The sequence below is a fragment of the Brevibacterium sp. FAM 24630 genome, from assembly GCF_049804075.1.
Lineage (GTDB): Bacteria > Actinomycetota > Actinomycetes > Actinomycetales > Brevibacteriaceae > Brevibacterium.
In genome coordinates this window covers 1-19019 of the sequence record NZ_JBNBZD010000020.1, presented here as the reverse complement: position 1 = coordinate 19019, position 19019 = coordinate 1, and the positions used below count along the sequence as shown (strand labels likewise).

Genomic DNA, 19019 nt, shown 5'->3' with positions numbered 1-19019 from the left:
TCCGGATGCAGACCCGCTGCGCTCCGGGTGGAACACGAACAACGGAGTACTCATGTCTCAGGCCCACAGCACCGCCTCGGCGGGCATCACCCGTCCTCGTTCGGCCGGTCGTGCCGGCAACATCGCGCTCATCGCCGTCTTCGCCGCTATGCTCGCGGCCTTTGCGATGATGCCCCCGGTCCCGGTCGGGCCCGCCGGTGTGCCGATCACGCTGCAGACCTTCGCCATCGCCCTGTGCGGAATGGTGCTCGGACCCTGGCGGGGAGCGGCCGCGACCCTGCTCTATGTGGTCCTCGGCCTGCTCGGGCTGCCGATCTTCTCCGGCATGAACGGCGGCATCGGTGTGCTCGCCGGACCGAGCGCCGGCTACATCCTCTCCTTCACTCTCTACGCCCTGGCCGCCGGGCTCGTCGCCCGCTGGGCCGTGCGTCGCTTCCGGGGGATGAGGCTCGGCATCGCCCTGTTCCTCGGCGGATTCGCCGCCAGCCTCCTGCTCAACCACCCGCTGGGCATCCTCGGCATGTCGATCAACGCGGATCTGCCGCTTCGCGTCGCCGCCGTCGCCGACCTCGCCTACTGGCCCGGTGACATCATCAAGAACATCCTCGCCGCCTCGGTGGCCGTCCTCATCCATCGGGCATTCCCCGATGTGCTGCGCCGTCGCGGCGTGAGCATGGATTCGCTCGTCGGTGCGGGCGTCGACTCAGCCGCGGGTGCGCACCTCAACGGTGCGGCCGCCTCGGCGGCGGAGCGGGAACCGGGCGTCAAGTGACCCGGGAGATCAGCTTCAGCGATGTCGGCGTCGGGGTCCTCGACGAGGGCCCCGACGGCGACGTCGTGCGACCGATCCTCCAGAACGTCAGCTTCACCCTCACCGAGGATGTCGTGGCCGTGATCGGAGCGAACGGTTCGGGGAAGTCGACTCTGCTGCAGCTGGTCAATGGTCTGGTCACCGCGAATGCGGGGCAGGTCCTCATCGACGGAATCGACCCGTATCGGCATCCGGCGAAGGTGCGATCGCGGGTGGGGTTCGTCTTCACCGACCCGGCCGCGCAGCTCGTCATGCCGACCCCGATCGAAGACATCGAACTCTCCCTGCGCAAGTCCGTGCCGAAGGGCAGGCGGCGGGACGCGGCCCTGGCCGTGCTCGGCGAACTCGGCATCGCCGACCTCGCCGAGCGCAGCGTCTATGAACTCTCCGGCGGACAGCGGCAACTCGTGGCCTTGGCCGCGGTGCTCGCCGTCGACCCGCAGATCCTCGTGCTCGACGAACCCACGACCCTGCTCGACCTGCGCAACAGGGAGAAGCTGCGCGTGCATCTGCAGGACCTCGTCGCCCGTCGCGGGGTGCGCATCATCCTCACCACCCACGACCTCGAGTTCGCGCAGATCGCCCAACGTGCCCTCGTCGTCGAGGACGGCCGCATCGCCGCCGATGCCGCCCCCGCCGAGGCGGTCGCCGCCTACCGTCAGATGATCATGAGCGATACGCCATGAATGAGGTCCCCCAGGCGGGTGCGCACGCCGACGACGCCCGCACCGGTGCCGACGGTGCCTGTACGACCTGGCGGAAGAATGCCGGCATCAGACCACGTCCGCAGCTCTTCGGCAGAGTTGCGGCGACCCGAGGGTGGCTGCATGCGGTGCCGACCGGGGTGAAGCTCTCACTCATTGCGGTCATCGGCATCGTGGCGCTGATCTTCCGTGATCCGATCATCAACTGGTCGATGTTCGCAGTCCTCGTCTTCGTCGGGTTCACCGCTCGTCTGCGGCTGACGTACTTCCTGCGCACCTGGCTCTATGTCGCCGTGCTCGTGACGATCGTCATGGGGCTGCAGTATCTCTTCGGGTCGCTGCAGTCGGGTCTGGCCGTCGGCGGCACGGTGTTCTCCTGTGTGCAGGCCGCCCTGCTGCTGACGCTGACGACTTCGGTCGCGCAGCTGCTCGACACCTTCGCCGTCATCGTCGCTCCGCTGCGGTTCTTCGGTGCGAACACCGAGGCGATCGCTCTGACCGCGAGTCTCATGGTGCGGGCGATCTCGCACATCTCCGGGCTGCTCGGAGAGGCCGAACGGGCAGCCCGCGCCAGGGGATTGGACTCGAGCATCAAGGCGCGAGTGGTGCCGGCGATCCTGCGGTCGGTCAAATACGCGCAGGACACCGGGAGGGCCCTCGACGCCCGCGGCATCGTCGACTGAGACCACTCGGACTGTCCGCGCTCGAACTCAGCGGACCATCGGGGGTGTGGAGTAGCCTCGGCGGAGGGAAGCCTACGATCCCCTCGAACCGAAGGAGACATGATGACCGGCACCGATGACACCGTCCTCGTGGCGATGGATTTTCAGAACGGCATCGCCGGAGACGACGCCTTCGCCTCCACCGGTGTCCTCGAACGCGCTCGTGATGCCGTAGCGGCGGCCCGTGAGCACGGCATCCCCGTCGTGTGGGTGCGGGTGGCTTTGCGGGACGGGCACCCGGAGCTGGCGGCGACGTCCTCGTTCGCACAGATCGCCGCTCACGGCGACGTCGTCGAAACGCATGCTTCGACGAGCATCCACGAAACCCTCGGCCGTCACCAGGGCGAGCCGATCGTGACGAAGCGCCGCATCAGCGCCTTCACCGGCAGCGACCTCGAGGTGCTGCTGCGCGGGTACGGGGCCAGGTCGCTCGTGCTGGCCGGAGTGGCGACCAGCGGGGTCGTGCTCTCGACGGTGCGTCAGGCCGCCGACCTCGACTTCGAACTCACCGTGCTCTCCGATGCCTGTGCCGACCGTGACCCGGAAGTCCACCGGGTGCTCACCGAGAAGGTGTTCCCGAAACAGGCGCGCGTGCTCACCGTCGACGATTGGACCGCGAGCCTCGCGGATCAACGGTAGTCGCGGCGGCAGATGTCGCGCGTCGGGTGCTCAGCAGCAGAGCTCTCCTAGTTGGGGAGAGGATTCGCGAGGCCGGTGCCGACCATCGAACTGAACCCGCGGCCGAGCACCTGCGGAGCCGGATTCTCGATCGCCCGCGAGTAGTGGCCCACGAGCTGCGAGCACACACTCTTCCAACTGCGTGAGAGCACCTGCTCACGCCCGGCCGCCCCGAAGGCCCGACGTTTCGCCTCGTCGCCGAGCAGGTCGACGACATGCCCGCGCATGGCACCAAGATCCTTCGGCGTGTAGAGCCAGCCGGTGCGCGACGAGTCGACGAGGTCGAGCGGGCCGCCTCGGGCCGGGGCGATGACGGGAACCTCCGAGGCCATGGCCTCCTGGATCGTCTGGCAGAAGGTCTCGAGCTCACCCGGGGCGACCATGAGATCGAAGCTCGCGACCGCCTGTGCCAGGGCCTCCCCGCCGAGGAAGCCGGTGAAGTGAGCTCGCGGCAGTGACCGCTCCAGCCGGGTCCGCCACGGTCCATCACCGACGATGACGAGCTTGGCACCGGGCACATCGGTGAGCACGGCAAGATCTTCGACCTGCTTCTCCGCAGCCAACCGGCCGACGAACCCGATGATCTTCTCTCCGTTCGGGGCGAAGGATCGTCGCCACGCCTCTGATCGGTGACCGGGGTCGAAGCGGGAGGAATCGACCCCACGAGCCCACAGGGCCACCTCGGCGACACCGAGGTCCTCCAACTGGTCGATCGTGTAACTCGACGGCGCGAGCGTGAGAGAGGAATGCTGATGGATGTTGCGGACATGGTTCCACAGCATGGCTTCGATGCCGTGCATGCCGTAGCGCGCGGCGTACGCGGGGACCTCGGTCTGGTAGATCGCAACGGTCGGGAGGTTGAGCGCCTGCGCGGCGAGGACTCCGCGCCAGCCGAGGACGAACGGGCTGGCCAGATGGACGACGTCGGGGGAGAAGCGCTGGAGCAGGCGGCGGATGCGGGTGACGCCGCCGGGCGCGACGCGGACGCGTCGGTACTTCGGCAAGGCGATCGAGGGGACCCGGACGATGCGGGCGCCGGCGACCTCCTTCGGGCCATCCCTGCGGGTGCCCGGGGCGATGACGAGGACCTCGTCGCCGCGGTCGGCCAGATGGTCGAGGACCCGCAGGAGTGAGTGGGTGACCCCATTCATGTTGGGGAGGAAGGACTCTGCAATGATCGCTACTCTCACGGCTTCCAGCTAAGGCCCGCTCGGTGACGAATACGTGACCCGAAAGCGACAAGGCGGCGACATCTGGTCGAAATCGTGCGCATCCGCACTCGGCCGGAGGCGCTGCGGGGTCCAGGGGGTGGCCTGTTCGCGACGAATCTGAACCGCGCGTAAACTGAGGCCTCGGACAGATGTGACGCGGTGTGCGCCGGCGTGCGGGCACAGGTTGAGGGACAGACGAGAGGAGCGGCCGTGATCTGGTTCATCGTCGGCGGCTGCCTCATCGCCGCTCTCGTCATCGCCTTCGTCGTCCTCACGGTTCTGCGTTTCAACCAGCTGTCGATGGCTCGGTCGGTCTGCGATGAAGCCAAACGGCAGCTCGGCGGTGAAATCCGCTCCCGCCACGCACTCGTGCCCGCGTATATCGGCACCCTCCAGCAGATCGCCGGACACGACCTGGCCACCCTCGAACTCGCGCTCGCCTCCGCGGAACGCGCCCCCTTCGACCACCGCGGTGCCGCCGCCGAGAACGCCCTCACCGAGGCGATCAACGAGGCCGCGCTCATCCCCACCGCGCTCACGGAGAGGTCGCTGACCTCGGACTTCGCCCGATCCCAGCAGGCGGTGGCGAACGAGGAGATCGATACGACGATCCAACTCCTGCATGATCAGCTGCAGGTGCTCACCGAACGGATCCTCACGGCTTCCCGCTTCTACAACACGAATGTCGAGCGCTATCACCAGCAGCGCCGGCGCCCGATCTCCCGCCTGTTCAACAACGTCTTCAAAGCCCGCGAACCCTTCACCGAGGCGGCCGTCGACGACGGCGGCTCCACCTCGGCGAACTCATCGTCGGTGGGCAGGCGATCGTGACGCGCTTCCGCATCGATCTGGGCTACCGCGGCACAGATTTCCACGGGTGGGCGAAGCAGCCGGGGCTGCGCACCGTCCAGGCCGCGGTCGAATCCGGGCTCGAACGCGTCACCGGCACCGAGGTCGCCACCGTCGTTGCCGGCCGCACCGACGCCGGTGTTCACGCCCGGCGGCAGGTCGTCCACATCGACCTGGGCGAGGACGCGATCGCCAAGCTCGTCGGTCGGTCGAACCGCTCCGCCGCGGCGGCTCTGCTCTCCCGATTGCGTGGAGTCCTCGCCGCGGGTGAGTTCTTCGATATCGTGATCCACGCCGTGGCCGAGGTACCCGAGGCCTTCGACGCCCGATTCTCCGCGCTGTGGCGCTCCTACCAGTACCGACTCGCCGATCACAGGTCCTTCATCGACCCGCTGCTGACCATGGTGACGCCTCGGCACAAGGGCGAACTCGACGCCGAAGCCATGGCCGAGGCCGCGCGTGAGGTCCACGGCCTCCACGACTTCCTGCCCTTCTGCAAACCGCGCGAGGGCGCGACGACGATCCGCACCCTCCATGAACTCAGGGTGGTCCGCGATCAGGATGCGGTGATCACCATCGACCTGTGCGCCGATGCCTTCTGTCACCACATGGTCCGGGCGCTCGTCGGCGGGCTGATCAAGGTCGGTTCCGGCAGCTGGGACGTGACCCGTCCCGCGGAACTCATCGCCGAGGCGGACGCGGGGCTGACCCCGGATGTGCCGATGTTCGTCACGCCCGCCGAAGGACTCGTCCTCACCGAAGTCGGGTACCCCGCCCCGGAGGACTACGCGGCCCGCGCCGCGCAGACCATGGCCCGCCGCGACCGAGAATAGGCCCGCCGGGGCCGGGAATAGGCCCGCACTGCGACCGGGAGCCGGCATCGCGGACCGGATTCGCTGACCGGGAATGGGTCGACTTTTATACCGCAAACCGCGTCGAATCTCATGACACGTGTCGTGATTATGAGAGAAACCCTCTTCCCAGTTGTGAGAATCCTGTGTAGATTTGCCTCAAGGTAACCTCACGTTCGCATCGGCACTGCAGGATGGGCATGTCTCCCACCGCGGCACCGTTGATGTGCGCCCGATGAAACTCATAAGGAACTGAATACATGTCCACACTTGTGTCAAAGGTCTTGGCTGCAGGCGCGGCGGTGTCGATGCTGACGCTGCCCGGCCTGTCTCCGGCCGCCGCCGCACCCGGCCTCGGCGAGGGGCAGCCCTCCTCGGCCGCGTCTTCCCCGGCCGACGAGTCCCAGCAGAACCCGACCGGTCCCGCCGCAGACGGTGGGAAAGCCGCGAACGATGAGGCGAGATCCGCCGCCGAGCCGACGTCGACCGACGATACCGCCTCGGCGCAGGAGGCAGAGGCCGGCACCCAGGTGCAGCTGCTCAACATCACCGATTTCCACGGACGCATCTCCGACGCCGGAACCCAGGTCGCGTCGGTCGTCGAGGAGCAGCGCGCTGCTTTCGACTCCAAGGGCGGCACCGGCATGCTCTCGGCCGGTGACAACATCGGTGCCTCCCCGTACAACTCGTCTTCGGCCAAGGACAAGCCCACGCTCGATGTCCTCAACGCGATCGGCGTGCAGGCATCGGCGGTGGGCAATCACGAGTTCGACCGCGGAGTCGAAGACCTCACCGGACGCGTCGTCGAGGGAGCGGACTTCCCCTACCTCGGCGCGAACGTCTACGCCAAGGGCACCGAGGACGTCGTCGACGGACTCGACGAATACTCGATCGTCGACGTCGACGGGGTCAAGGTGGCCGTCATCGGCGTCGTCACGCAGGAGACAGCAACGCTCGTCTCGCCCGGGGGCATCGAAGCCATCGAATTCGGCGATCCCACGGACGCAGTCAATCGGGTCGCCGACGACATCGAAGACCTGCCGGCCGATGAACAGCCGGATATGACGGTCGTCGAGGCCCACCTCGGCGCGTCGTCGACGGAGAGCCTCGAGGATGCGAAGGCCTCGAACGCGGAGTTCAAGAAGCTCGTGACCGAGGCTGATGCGTCGATCGACGTGCTGTTCACCGGCCACACTCATCTGCCCTACAGCTTCGAAGCTCCGGTTCCCGGCGACGCCGACCGGACCCGCCCGGTCCTCGAGGCCGGCAACTACGGCACTCACGTCGGGCAGGTCCAGCTCACCTCCGACGGCGAGGGCGACTGGTCGACGGATGCGGTCAACCTCATCGAGACCGAGGACCAGAGCTATGACTCCCCGGTCGTGGACGAGGTTGAGAAGATTGTCGCCGAGGCGGACGAAGCGGCCAAGGTTCCGGGATCTGTCGTCCACGGCAAGATCACCGAAGACATCACTCGTGCCTTCTCCGACGGCAACGAGAACCGCGGCGGCGAGTCGACGCTGGGCAACCTCGTTGCCGATGCGCTCAAGGACGGTGTGGAGGATTCGCAGCTGGACGAGGCGGATTTCGGAATCACGAATCCGGGCGGTCTGCGCACCGATCTGCTCTGCGATCACATCTACAACACCGAAGAGAAGTGCGAAGTCACGGCCGCCGAACTCAACGAAGTGCTGCCGTTCGCCAACGACCACGGCGTCGTGACGATGAAGGGTGCCGATGTCATCGGGCTCTTCGAAGAGCAGTGGCAGCCCGAGGGTGCGCGCAACTCCTTCCTCCACCTGGGCATCTCCGATGAGCTCGACGTCGTTTACGACTCCGAAGCCGACCGCGGTCAGCATGTGAAGTCGGTCAAGGTCAACGGCGAGGCGATCGATGAGGAGAAGGACTACCGGGTTGCGACGCTGAGCTTCCTCGCCGCCGGTGGTGACAATTTCACCTCCTTCGCCGAGGGCACGTTCGAGCAGTCGGGCCTCACCGACTTCGACACCTGGGTGAACTACTTCGAGAAGAACACGCCGGTCTCACCCGACAAGAACGAACGCCAGGCCGATGCGGCCGATGACGTCATCGACAGCGGTGATCTCACCGCTGAGCTGACCGGTCCGAAGACCATCGCGCCCGGAGCCAGCGCCGACTTCGTCCTGAAGACTGACGCGAAGTCCGAGGTCGCCGGTCCGATCGACGTCACCATCGACCTGCCGAAGGGATACACCGCCGAGGTGGCCCCGAAGTTCTCCGCTGAGTCGGCATCCGCGAAGGACTCCGAGGCCAAGGCGCCCGAAGTCAAGGCCGACGCGAATGCCGCGAAGACGATCACGCTCAAGTCGATCCCGGCGGGGGAGTCGCAGACTCCGGTGACCGTAACCGCTCCGCGGGATGCTTCGGGGGATGTGACAGTCAAGCTCAGCCTGCAGGCGAACGCTGAAGGCCCGTGGTGGGATGACAACCCGCTGCCGCTGGCACATGAGTACGAGGCCACCGCTGCGGTGTCCGATGATGCGAATGCCTCGGCCGGTGACGACGGTTCGGCCGACGGCGGTGCTGACGGAGGCGCGGCCGACGGTGGCGCAGCTGACGGCGGCGGTGCTGACGGCGGCGACAGTGCGGCCGGCGGCTCGGACGGTTCGTCTTCTGCCGACGGTGCCGATGCGAACGCCGGTGGTGCGAATGCCTCATCCGACGGCGGTTCGTCTGACGGATCCGGTTCGGATGCGAACGGTTCGAAGGACGGCGGCGATCTTCCGCGCACCGGCTTCGAGACGTTCAACATCGTCGCTGCGGCTCTCGCGCTCATCGTCGCCGGTGGCGCCGCGGTCACAGTGGTTCGCCGCCGCAAGATCACCAGCTGACCCGAAGCCCACGCTGAAGCAGATGCCGGGCTGAGCCGAGGTCCACGCTGAAGCGGGCACTGGGCTGAGCCGAGGCTCATGCCGAAGCGAGGTCCACGCTGAAGCATGCACGAGGCCGCGGGGCCGGAGAGAACTTCTCTCCGGCCCCGCAGTCTTTAGTTCGCAAGGTTCTGGCGGCCGTCGGGCCTCCAGTTCGCAGGGTTCTGGCAGCCGTCGGGCCTCCAGCCTGCAAGACTCCGGCGGGTCGTTCGCCTTCAATCATGCAAGGCTCCGCCCAACGGCCGGTCTTCCATCCTGCAGTCCGTGTTGCCGCGCTAATCGCCAGCGTTCAGCGAGTATCCCTCCCTGTTAGCTTCAATACTGCCTGGTAGCGGCAGGGTGCACCGTTGCTTCGGGATGTTTTGTCGCTTCGGCGTCGTATGCGGCGAGTTGGAGGAGCTGCCGCTGACGGTGAGAGATGCTGTGAACGGTGAGGGCTGCTGCGGGTGGCGCGGCGATCGAGGACTGTGGTGGCGGCGTTTACGGCGAGGGCTGAGCGAGCATCCCTCACCGTTAGCTTCAATACTGCCCGGTGGCGGCAGGGTGCACCGTTGCTTCGGGGTGTTTTGTCGCTTCGGCGTCGTATTGCGGCGAGTTGGAGGAGTTGCCGCTGACGGTGAGGGATGCGACCGGCTTCAGCTGCGAGAACCCGACTCGGGCTCGGACGCGTCGGGCTCGGCCGCGGCGCCGGCCACGGCGTCTGCGCCGGCGTCAGTCGCGGCGCCTGCGTCCGCAGCGTCAGCGTCGGCATCGACGACTGCGGCACCCGACTCCACGGGGTGCTCCACGGTGCCCGTGCCGGTCGGCGTCGGCGGCAGGCTCGCTCGGAACGTCTCGAGGTGGGTGAGGACCGGGACGAGGAAGAGGATGCCGACGGCCGGAACCACGATGCCCGAGTCGTTGATGAGGGTGCCGACCCCCAGCAGGATCGCCAGGCTGATCATCGCCGCACGCAGCAGCGGGACCCGCAGATAAGTGTTGTGGAGTCCGCGCAGGCCGAAGCGCAGAGGATCGAGCGCCATCCAGAACACGCCGATGATGATGAGCGGCAGCACCAGCGTCATCCATGACTGCGTGAGGATGTCGATGTTCATCCCGATCTTGCGGGCGAGCACGCTCAGCGCCTGACCGCTGATGATCGAGTCGAAGAACCGGCCGAAGTGAGTGCGCTGATCGGCCGGGCGCAGCCAATCGAGGAAGAGCACAGCGAGCATGACGACCCCGGCGATGCTCACGGTCAGCCCGAGTCGTTTGAGGGAGAACCGAATGCTCGCCGCCGCCAGCACGAGGTAGGCGACGCCGATGATGAGCGTCGGCACGGAACCGAACTTCGTGCCCAAGCCCGGGGCGGCGAGGATCACGCACGAGGCGAGTACGGGAAGCGTGACGATGAGGATGCGGTGCAGCGGCTTCGTCACCAGAGAGGCGAAACCGGCGACCGCCAACAGCAGCGCACAGCAGTAGAGGGCCAGCGCCGAATTCCCGATCCCGTAGAACCGAGAGGCGATGAGAAGCGGCTCACCCAACAGTGTCGACATCTGCAATTGCGAACCCGTGACGACGTCATAGGCGAGGACGCAGACGGTGACGACCGAGACGAAGAGGACCGGCCCGAACTTGTGGTTTCGCCATGGTCCGAGCAGCGCCAAACCGCCGAGCAGCAGCGCCCAACCGACCAGTGCCCCGAGCATCGCGATGTCCGGGTTCGTCGCCCGCTCCCAGGGGACCGCGTTGACCAGATACGTCGAGATCGGCATCGCCGCGAACACGACGCCGAGGCGGTACGCCGCGGAATGGACGAGTTCGCGATGGTTCTTCCGCAGGAACCAAGCGCAGGTCAGCAGCCCGACCATGAGGACCGCGACGACGGGGAAGAACCACGTCGAGAGATCATTCTGCGTCTTCACCGCCACCTGCCGGTCGAGCACGGCCTGAAAGCGCGCCTTCCAATCTGACCCGGTCGACCCGACCGTCATTGGCGCACCGGCTGCGTTGTCCATCTCCTCGGCACCGGAGAGCGATACGAGGGTGGGCGCAAGATCGGGCACCTGCACGAGCCCCGGCTGCCTGGTCGAAGACGAGGTGAGCAGTCCGGCCGACTGGCCGGGTCGCAGCATCATCGTCGCCTGCATCGACGAACCCTCGTGCGTGCCATCGGCGATCGAGGAGAACACAACGGGAACCGTCCCCTCGCCGAGGCGGTTCGGACGGTCCGCACTCATCCAACCGGTCGCCTCGAGGATGTCCCCAACCTGGGCATCGAGCTTCTTCAGCGAGTATCCGTCGGCGGCGGTGTTGCCGAGGTCGACGAGGGTGAGCTCGCCATCTCCGGCGGACTTCGCCACGTCCGCGCCGAGGTTCGATCCGACGGGCGACCAGTTCTCGACATGGCCGGTAGGGGTGGCCGCGGCGATCGCGGCACCGGCGCCGAAGGAGCGGATGTCGGGCACCGCCTCGGCGAGGGCGCCGAGGGAGGCATCGTAGTTGTCACTGCGTGCGACCTGCGCGTACACGTCCCAATCGGCGACCCAGCCGTCGAGCGGTGGGGCCGGTTCGCGACACTGATCGCGGGGTTCGTCGGCGGCCCGTCGCCCGGAGCCGAGCCCGAGCCACCCGTCGACCGGGCAGCTCGTCGATCGCACGCTGCGGGGCGTGATCGTTCCGATCTGCCCGCCCTTCATCATCACCCACAGGTGCGGGGTGGTGCGCGGGTCAAGGTCCTCGAAGCTGAAACCGGAGACGCTGATCGACACGGCACCCGGATCCGCCGAGGCGGCCTTATCGTCTGGTGACACCGATCGTTGCGTGCCCGCCCCGCCCGACTTCTGCGGGGCCTGGCTGGCCTGATCGGCTCGATCGCCCTGACCGGACTGACTGGCCTGGCCGGCCTGTGCGGCCTCGGGGAGGGCGAGGAAGATGAATGCGATCGCGAGAATGCCGAGGAGGACTCGGCCGGCGACCGAGGGCACGGTGAACCTCATCGGTGGGCCTCCTCGGTGCTGGTGTCATCACCGATTCGCGGCGGCGGGCCGCCTGATGTGGTCCCGGGAGTCGTTGCCACGGTGTCCTCGGCGTGTTCGGCGCTGAGCGCGAGCAGGTAGGGCAGGAGCACCATGGCTCCGGTCGAGGGCACGGCGACTCCGGAATCGGTGAGCACGAGTCCGACGCCGAGCCCGGTGGCGGCGGCGAGGAGCCCGAAGTGAAGGTCGGAGTCGGCGAACACCTGCGGCAGTTTGCCCCGCCACTTGTTCACCAGCCGCGCAGTCCGACCATTGCGGCCGCCGCTGCCGCCGAGGCCACTGCTGTGTGCGGTGAACCGCGGGAAGTGGAGCAGGTAGCGGAGGAAGAACAGGACGGCGATGACCGCGAGCGGGGTGACGATGGCCAGGGCGGGATTGACCTGGATGATGTGGAGGTTCGCGCCGAGCTTCCGGCCGATGACCTGCAGGGCCTCGCCCGAGACGATCTGGCCGAAGAAGTTGCCGAAATGCGACCGTGATCCCGCCGGGCGCAGCCAATCGAGGAAGGCGATGCCGATGAGCACGGCCAGGGATGCGACACCGATGAGTCCGAGGCGGACCAGGGACAGACGGATCTTCGTCAGCAGCGCCAACAGCACCATGAGCCCGGCGAGGATGGCGATCGTGCCGCCGAACTTCGCGCCCCAGGAGGGATTGCCGGAGACGAACACGGCGATCAGACCGATGACGATCGGGACGACGACGAGTAAGCGTCGGTGACCGCGGGCGCGCAGCCAGGACACGGTCAGGCCCAAGAAGATGAAGAGACTGACGATGAAGATCGCGGCACCCTGATTGCCCAGACCGTAATAGCGACCGCCGACGATCGGGTTGTAGCCGAGCAGCGAATTCGCCTGGAGATGCGAACCCGTCGCCAGGTCGATGGCGATGATGAGCAGATTCGCCCCGGTCAGTGCCCCGACCCGGCCCCGCCAGGTCCGACCCCACGGCGGGATGAGTGCCAGCACGAACAGTGCGGCGGCGGTGCCGAGGACCGACAGCAGCAGTCCGAGGTCCGGCTGGGCCATCCGCGACCACGGCAGCAGCCCGGCGAGGAACGCTCCCATGGGCAGGGCCGCGACACCGAGGGAGACCCAGCCGAGTCCGCGGTGGACGAGTGGTGCCAGGGTGGCGCCGCCTCGGCGAGCGAGGACCGACCGGCTCAGCAGCAGACCGCAGAGGAGGAACAGGGAGTAGAAGACGATGTCGAGGGTGAGTGAGAACGTCGCCAGGTGCTGGTGGATCGTCGTCGACTTCTGCGCCTCGGCGACGAGAGCGTCGATGCGTTGCTGCGGGTCGTCGTCGCTGGGCGTCTGTGTGAAGCCGACGGCGGCGGGGGAGTCGACGCCGAGGATGTCGAGGATGGCCGGGGCCAGGTCCGTGATCTGCAGCAGCCCAGGGGTGCGGGTCGTCGACGAGGACAGAGACCCCGGCGCGAAGCCGGGCCCGGAGGCGATGAAGGCCCGCAGCTGCGGAAGTCCGGAGCTGTCGCCGAGGCCGGCGACGATGATCGTCGGATCGGCCGCGCCCTCTTTCGCATTCTCCCGGATCTCCTTGAGTCGCACCCCGAGGCGGCGATCCGCCTCGGCGACGCGGGTCTCCCGGTCGAAGTCGGGCGGCACGGTGTACGAGTAGTTCGGGATCGGGTCGAACAGCCAGGACCGGATGCCGATCGCGCCGAGATCGACGAGGTCGAGGCGGCAGTCGGTGGCGTTCGCGTTCTCCGCGAAGTCCGTCACCACTCCGTTCTCGTCGGCGGCGGCATAGGCGGCACCGGGGCCCTCGGCGGCGACGCAGGGTTCGAGGACGGCATCCTCATGGCCGGCGGGAGTGCCCTCGGGCGCACCCTTGCCCTGTTCGGCGACGATGCGGGCGAGCATCCCGTAGTCGACGGTGTAACCGGAGCCGATGTTCGGCTCCTTGACCGCGTCGAAGCCCTCGATCTGTGCCGTGGTCGCCCCGGCCACCGACTTCTGCCCATGAGTTTCGTCACTCTTCGCGGACTCCTCGTCCGGTTCGTCGCCCTCGCGGACGGGGTCGGCGGCCCCGTCGTCGGAGTCGACGGAATCGTGATCGAAGTTCGTGCTGGGGCCGATCATCGTCGGGCAGCGGGCCGAGTCCTCGTCGTCGACCTCCTCGGCGTCGGGGGCGGGCCCGGCCTGCGCTCGGGCACCGGCACCGAAGGACAGCCACCCGGAGGCGGGGCATGTGGCTGCGCCGATCGTGCGCACGTTGAGGTTGGCCGCCGCCCCCTTGGACAGCAGGCGGTAGAGGTTCGGGGTGCGCTCGCGGTCGATATCGTTGATGGTCAGGCCCGGTATGCCGAAGACGATCGTCTTCCCGTCCGGGGCCGTCGTCGCGTCATCGGCCGCGGTGGGGGAGGCGGTCGAGGCCCGCGCCGAGGCGGTCCCGCTCTCCGAGGATGTGGCCCCGCTGCGGGTGGTGCTCCCCGTCGCGGCCTGCGCCTGGCCGGAGCCGATTCCGAATCCGGCCGTGAGGAGCCCGACTGCCAGGAGCCCGATCAGCAGACCCAGCATGAGGATTCTCAATGCGGGAAGTCGGGAGAGCAGGCTGGAGTGAGTCGGCACAGATCAATACTATCGGCTCAGGTTTCGGGCGGGTCTGAGACCGCTCTGAGCGTTTGCTCCCCGGGCCTGCGGCCATGTATATTTGATTGTCGTTGTGTGTGCTTGTCGCACTCCCTTACATAGCCTCATGCGTTGCAGGCCCGTAGGTGAGGGGAATGCGTCGATAGGTTCACCCGATTGAAGACAACCAGCGCTTGGGACCCAGTTGGACTCACGACCCGATGAGGATTCGGCGCTGCACTGACAAGATACGAAAAGAAGGCTACTTTTGCGTACGTACACAGCTAAGTCCGGTGACATTGAGCACCAGTGGCACGTCATCGACGCCACTGACCAGGTGCTCGGTCGCCTTGCTTCGCAGGTTGCACGCCTCCTGCGCGGCAAGCACAAGACCACGTTCACCCCGAACACCGACACCGGTGACTTCGTCATCATCATCAACGCCGACAAGGTCGCGCTGACAGGTGCGAAGCTCGAGAAGAAGCGCGCTTATCGCCACTCCGGATACCCCGGTGGCCTCAAGAGCGTGAACTACGCCGAGCTCCTCGCCACTCATCCTGAGCGTGCAGTCGAAAAGGCTGTCGCCGGTATGGTCCCGAAGACTCGTCTCGGACGTGCCCAGATGCAGAAGCTGAAGGTCTATGCAGGTGCTGAGCACCCGCACGCCTCCCAGAATCCGCAGCCGTACGAACTCAGCCAGGTCGCGCAGTAAGCGCCTGAGCTCTAGACATCCCGAGGAGAACCGTGGCTGATACCACCAACGCGACAGAAACTGTCGAAGAAGAGATCACCGAATACACTTCCGAGACTCCCGAATCTGCCGGCCTGGGCGAAAGCACCGCTGGTGGACGTGGACAGTCCCTGACCGCTCCCGGCAACGGAGTCGGCCGCCGCAAGCAGGCAATTGCTCGCGTGCGCCTCGTTCCGGGCACCGGTGAGTGGACGATCAACGGACGTACTCTCGAAGAGTACTTCCCGAACAAGCTGCACCAGCAGCTCGTCAACGAGCCCTTCACCCTGCTGGACCTCAATGGTCGTTTCGACGTCATCGTGCGCATCTCCGGCGGTGGGCCCTCCGGTCAGGCCGGTGCCGTCCGCCTGGGCGTGGCTCGCTCGCTCAATCAGATCGATGCGGAGTCCAACCGCGCCGAGCTGAAGAAGGCCGGTTACCTGAGCCGCGACGCTCGCGTCCCCGAGCGCAAGAAGGCCGGACTCAAGAAGGCCCGCAAGGCACCTCAGTTCTCGAAGCGCTGATCGACCTGTTCGAGAAGCTGCGACTGGTCTGCCACTGAGTCGCAGTCATCGACAGTTCAGTTCGACGAACGTGAGAATGCGGCCCCGAACCTGGTTCGGGGCCGCATTCTCATATCCGGGCGCGGAAACCTGCGTTCGATGCGATCACGTCCCATACCCTCGATCCCAGCGGTGACACCGGTCGTGATCGGCCGCCTCGGCGAGGGGATCGACTAAGATCGACTCCGACATTGACGAAAGGACCCCCACATGTCTCGACTCTTCGGCACCGATGGAGTGCGCGGACTGGCCAACCGTGACATTTCGGCCAAACTCGCGCTGCAGCTCTCGGTTGCAGGATCACGCGTGCTCAGCCGCGGCTGGACGGGTGAGAAGCGCCCCTTCGCTGTGGTCGGGCGGGATACGCGCGTGTCCGGCGAATTCCTCTCCGCCGCACTGAGCGCAGGCATCGCCTCGACCGGGGTCGACGTTCTCGATGCGGGCATGTTGCCGACGCCCGGCATCGCCCAAGTCGTCAAGGACACAGGTGCGGCTTTCGGCGTCGTCATCTCCGCCTCCCACAACCCCATGCCCGACAACGGGATCAAGTTCTTCGCCGCCGGCGGAACCAAGCTCGACGACGCGGTCGAGGACGAGATCCTCGCGATCTTCGACGAGGAGTGGGACCGCCCGACCGGTGCCGCTGTCGGTCGCATCTCCCGGTACCCGGCCGCCGCCGACGAATACACCGAGCACCTCGTGCGCTGCGTTGACGCCGGGAACGTGCGTCCGCTGTCGGGACTCAAAGTCGTCGTCGACTGCGCCCACGGCGCCGCCTCCATCGTCGGACCCGCCGCACTGCGCCAGGCCGGCGCCGAAGTCATCGTCTCCGCCGCCGAACCCGATGGCTTCAACATCAATGACGGCGTCGGCTCCACCCATCTCGAACCGCTGCAGCGACTCGTCGTTGAAACCCAGTCCGACCTCGGTGTGGCCTTCGACGGCGACGCCGACCGCTGCCTGGCCGTGGACTCCCTGGGCCGTGTCGTCAACGGCGACCAGGTCATGGGCATCCTCGCGATCGGGCTCAAGGAACTCGGTGAGCTGCGCGGAAATACGTTGGTCACCACCGTCATGTCGAACCTCGGGCTGAAGCAGGCGATGGACAAGTACGGCATCGCCACCGTGCAGACCTCCGTCGGTGACCGTTATGTGCTCGAGCGGATGCTCGCCGACGGCTACTCTCTCGGCGGAGAGCAGTCCGGGCATGTGCTTATGCTCGATCACGGTACGACCGGCGACGGAGTGCAGACGGCGCTGCACCTGATGAAGCGCATGGCGGACGCCAAACGCACTCTGGCCGACCTGGCCGCGGAGATCCCGCAGCTGCCGCAGGCCCTCGTCAACGTCAAGGGCGTGGACAAACACGGGTTCGACCATCCGCAGGTCGCCGCCGAGGTGGCCGCTGTCGAGGCCGAACTCGCCGACACCGGCCGCGTGCTGCTGCGTGCTTCGGGAACCGAGCCACTCATCCGCGTCATGGTCGAAGCCGCCACCGAAGACACCGCCACCGAACAGGCCGAACGCCTCGCTGCCACCGTCAAGGAGCATCTGGCGCTCTGACTCGCGCTGCCGCTCCGCCGCCCGGTCAAGGGGTCGCTCGGTTGCCGCCGCCCGGACTTTTCAGCCTTCCGTGGTGCTCAACATCGCTCAAGTAGCGCGGAGCTCGAAAAGGTCGTCGCCAGTGACGACTTTTTCGAGTTTCGTGCTGCTTGAGCCTGTGGATTCGAGTGGGCGGTTATCCACAGGCCCTGGAACCAACCTTGTGGTGGGTCACTCAGCTCCGGAATGCTGGGTGGATGTTCGCCTGCCTGACTTCTGCAGAACTCAGCGCCGCTGGGCTCAGTTCCTACCAACTGCGGCTGGCTGAGTGCTGTTGTGTGAGGAGAGTCCGTCGCGGCGTCTATGTGGTGACGGCGGTCTGCGACGATCCGGCGCACCGATTCATCGCGAGTGTTGGGGCTGCATCGGGTATCAGCCTGCCGAAGGAGTCGGCAGGATCCCTGAAGCGGAATGAGGATCTGCGCATCCTCGTGCGGTCGTATGTCGATGATGTTCCTGCCGGAGCGGTCTTCTCTCACCAGAGCGCCCTGATCGTCCACGGCCTGTCGATCCCGTACTTCGAGGACGGTGCACCCACCCGTGTGGAATTCTCCCACCCGGAGTTCGGGGTCCTGCGTTCCTTCGTTCGCGTCTGGAAGAGGCCGCTGGAGGCGAAGACTGAGATCGTCAGGGGCTGCCGGGTCACTTCATTGCCTCAGACCCTGCTGGACGTGTCCCGTGATTGCCCACTGGCGTTCTCTGTCGCTGTGGTGGACGAGGCGATCCGTCGAAAGCTCATCTCAGCTCGAGAGTTCGCAGACTACTGCGCTCGTAACCCTGTGAGAACCCGACAAGGACGCATCGATGCCGTAGCCGCGAACGTCGACGCCCGGCGGGAGTCGGTGGCCGAATCGATCACGGCGGTCCGGTTCGTCGAATACTCAGTGCCAGGCTTCGAACCGCAAGTGGTCATTCTCGATGAGAACGGTGAATTCGTTGCGCGGACAGACTTCGCCAATCCAAAGGCTCACGTCATCGCAGAATTCGACGGAGCAGGAAAGTACTACCTCGACGGTGCCGACCCGAAGCAGGCCTTCGAGCATGAGCGTCGCAGGGAGTATTCGCTTCGCAATCTTGGCTTTCAGGTCTTCAGAATCACTTGGAAAGACCTTTTCAAAGGCGACCTCTTCCTGCGCATCAAAGACAGCGTCGAACGGCGCAGCGCGCAGACAGCCTAACGCGCGAATACTGCGGCCGATCGTGCGAGCAGACGGCACACTGACCGCACGAGAGTCCTGCCTTTCGGCCGGCTGTGCCGCAGGTGGTGCCGCTCAGGTCACGCGAATCTCGAAAAGGTCGCCGCCAGTGACGACCTTTTCGAGGTTCGCGTGACCTGAGCACAGGGTTGGGCTGTTCGCGTGGCTTGAGCAGAGGGCGGGGCTGTTCGCGTGACTTGAGCTGAGGATTGGGCTGTTCGCGTGACTTGAGTAGCGGGTTGGGCTGTTCGCGGGACTTGAGCTGAGGGGTGGGCCATTCGCGGCCTCCGGAGGGGTGCCCCTATGTTTTAAGTCAAGGGGCAGATACGAGTTTCTTCAAGAATATCTGGTGGGCCCGAAACGGCAGGGATGATCGGTCCGGGAACCGTCTCCCGAACTGTTGGCGGCCATGGAAAACTGCCCATAGGCGGACAGTAGAAATGCCCGTTCCTGGCCATAAGAACTGCCCAGTGGCGGCCACGATTTCTGCCCATCCGAGCATGTAGAACCTCTCATTGAGACACGACCCCGAACCACTTCCGGGAGATGATGACGGTGTCTAATCGATCAACATCCACCACGAGA

Annotated in this window: 14 protein-coding genes; 11 read left to right on the top strand and 3 right to left on the bottom strand. The window is 66.4% G+C overall.

Features of this window, described 5'->3' with window-relative positions:
* The first annotated feature begins 52 nt into the window (after window positions 1–52).
* From ACPUD7_RS13830 to ACPUD7_RS13815, 4 genes are all read left to right on the top strand, one after another.
* A complete protein-coding gene (locus ACPUD7_RS13830; protein ID WP_135540256.1) occupies window positions 53–772 on the top strand; it encodes a biotin transporter BioY in 720 nt (239 codons plus the stop codon).
* Entirely contained in the window at window positions 769–1497 is a 729-nt protein-coding gene (locus tag ACPUD7_RS13825) for an energy-coupling factor ABC transporter ATP-binding protein (protein ID WP_135540254.1), read from the top strand. Before ACPUD7_RS13830 ends, ACPUD7_RS13825 begins: the two co-directional genes overlap by 4 nt.
* Complete coding sequence (locus ACPUD7_RS13820; RefSeq protein WP_240689863.1) at window positions 1494–2198, top strand: energy-coupling factor transporter transmembrane component T family protein; 705 nt, start codon at window positions 1494–1496, stop codon at window positions 2196–2198. Before ACPUD7_RS13825 ends, ACPUD7_RS13820 begins: the two co-directional genes overlap by 4 nt.
* Window positions 2199–2297: 99 nt before the next feature.
* Complete coding sequence (locus ACPUD7_RS13815; RefSeq protein WP_240689861.1) at window positions 2298–2876, top strand: cysteine hydrolase family protein; 579 nt, start codon at window positions 2298–2300, stop codon at window positions 2874–2876.
* Between the two features lie 47 nt (window positions 2877–2923).
* Here the strand turns inward: ACPUD7_RS13815 and ACPUD7_RS13810 are convergent, their stop codons facing one another.
* The gene (locus tag ACPUD7_RS13810) at window positions 2924–4105 is read right to left on the bottom strand and encodes a glycosyltransferase family 4 protein (protein ID WP_425120235.1); all 1182 of its coding nucleotides are present in this window, start codon (window positions 4103–4105) and stop codon (window positions 2924–2926) included.
* A 231-nt stretch (window positions 4106–4336) separates the two neighbouring features.
* Here ACPUD7_RS13810 and ACPUD7_RS13805 point away from each other — a divergent pair, with 231 nt between their 5' ends.
* The 3 genes from ACPUD7_RS13805 to ACPUD7_RS13795 all read left to right on the top strand — a co-directional run bounded on the left by ACPUD7_RS13805 (window position 4337) and on the right by ACPUD7_RS13795 (window position 8696).
* Window positions 4337–4957: a LemA family protein gene (locus ACPUD7_RS13805; protein ID WP_425120234.1), complete on the top strand. Its 621-nt coding sequence runs from the start codon at window positions 4337–4339 to the stop codon at window positions 4955–4957.
* The gene (gene truA, locus ACPUD7_RS13800; protein ID WP_425120233.1) at window positions 4954–5808 is read left to right on the top strand and encodes a tRNA pseudouridine(38-40) synthase TruA; all 855 of its coding nucleotides are present in this window, start codon (window positions 4954–4956) and stop codon (window positions 5806–5808) included. The genes ACPUD7_RS13805 and truA overlap by 4 nt, the downstream gene beginning before the upstream one ends.
* 278 nt (window positions 5809–6086) lie before the next feature.
* On the top strand, window positions 6087–8696 hold the full coding sequence (locus tag ACPUD7_RS13795) for a bifunctional metallophosphatase/5'-nucleotidase (RefSeq protein ID WP_425120232.1): 2610 nt from the start codon (window positions 6087–6089) through the stop codon (window positions 8694–8696).
* A gap of 674 nt (window positions 8697–9370) precedes the next feature.
* Here ACPUD7_RS13795 and ACPUD7_RS13790 read toward each other — a convergent pair.
* On the bottom strand, window positions 9371–11716 hold the full coding sequence (locus ACPUD7_RS13790) for a hypothetical protein (protein ID WP_425120231.1): 2346 nt from the start codon (window positions 11714–11716) through the stop codon (window positions 9371–9373).
* Window positions 11713–14343, bottom strand: a complete 2631-nt coding sequence (locus ACPUD7_RS13785; protein WP_425120230.1) for a hypothetical protein — start codon at window positions 14341–14343, stop codon at window positions 11713–11715. The genes ACPUD7_RS13790 and ACPUD7_RS13785 overlap by 4 nt, the downstream gene beginning before the upstream one ends.
* Before the next feature lie 268 nt (window positions 14344–14611).
* On the opposite strand from ACPUD7_RS13785, the gene rplM reads away from it, so the two are divergent.
* From rplM to ACPUD7_RS13765, 4 genes are all read left to right on the top strand, one after another.
* Window positions 14612–15055: a 50S ribosomal protein L13 gene (gene rplM, locus ACPUD7_RS13780; RefSeq protein ID WP_135540244.1), complete on the top strand. Its 444-nt coding sequence runs from the start codon at window positions 14612–14614 to the stop codon at window positions 15053–15055.
* A gap of 32 nt (window positions 15056–15087) precedes the next feature.
* Window positions 15088–15597: a 30S ribosomal protein S9 gene (gene rpsI / locus ACPUD7_RS13775; RefSeq protein WP_425120229.1), complete on the top strand. Its 510-nt coding sequence runs from the start codon at window positions 15088–15090 to the stop codon at window positions 15595–15597.
* A 249-nt stretch (window positions 15598–15846) separates the two neighbouring features.
* The gene (gene glmM, locus ACPUD7_RS13770; RefSeq protein ID WP_135540240.1) at window positions 15847–17199 is read left to right on the top strand and encodes a phosphoglucosamine mutase; all 1353 of its coding nucleotides are present in this window, start codon (window positions 15847–15849) and stop codon (window positions 17197–17199) included.
* Between the two features lie 317 nt (window positions 17200–17516).
* Entirely contained in the window at window positions 17517–18416 is a 900-nt protein-coding gene (locus ACPUD7_RS13765; RefSeq protein WP_425120228.1) for a hypothetical protein, read from the top strand.
* The last annotated feature ends 603 nt before the right edge of the window (window positions 18417–19019 follow it).

Coding starts and splice junctions, on each gene's coding strand:
- ACPUD7_RS13830 (WP_135540256.1), top strand. CDS start 53: ATGTCTCAGGCCCACAGCACCGCCTCGGCGGGCATCACCCGTCCTCGT.
- ACPUD7_RS13820 (WP_240689863.1), top strand. CDS start 1,494: ATGAATGAGGTCCCCCAGGCGGGTGCGCACGCCGACGACGCCCGCACC.
- ACPUD7_RS13815 (WP_240689861.1), top strand. CDS start 2,298: ATGATGACCGGCACCGATGACACCGTCCTCGTGGCGATGGATTTTCAG.
- ACPUD7_RS13795 (WP_425120232.1), top strand. CDS start 6,087: ATGTCCACACTTGTGTCAAAGGTCTTGGCTGCAGGCGCGGCGGTGTCG.
- ACPUD7_RS13790 (WP_425120231.1), bottom strand. CDS start 11,716: ATGAGGTTCACCGTGCCCTCGGTCGCCGGCCGAGTCCTCCTCGGCATT.
- glmM (WP_135540240.1), top strand. CDS start 15,847: ATGTCTCGACTCTTCGGCACCGATGGAGTGCGCGGACTGGCCAACCGT.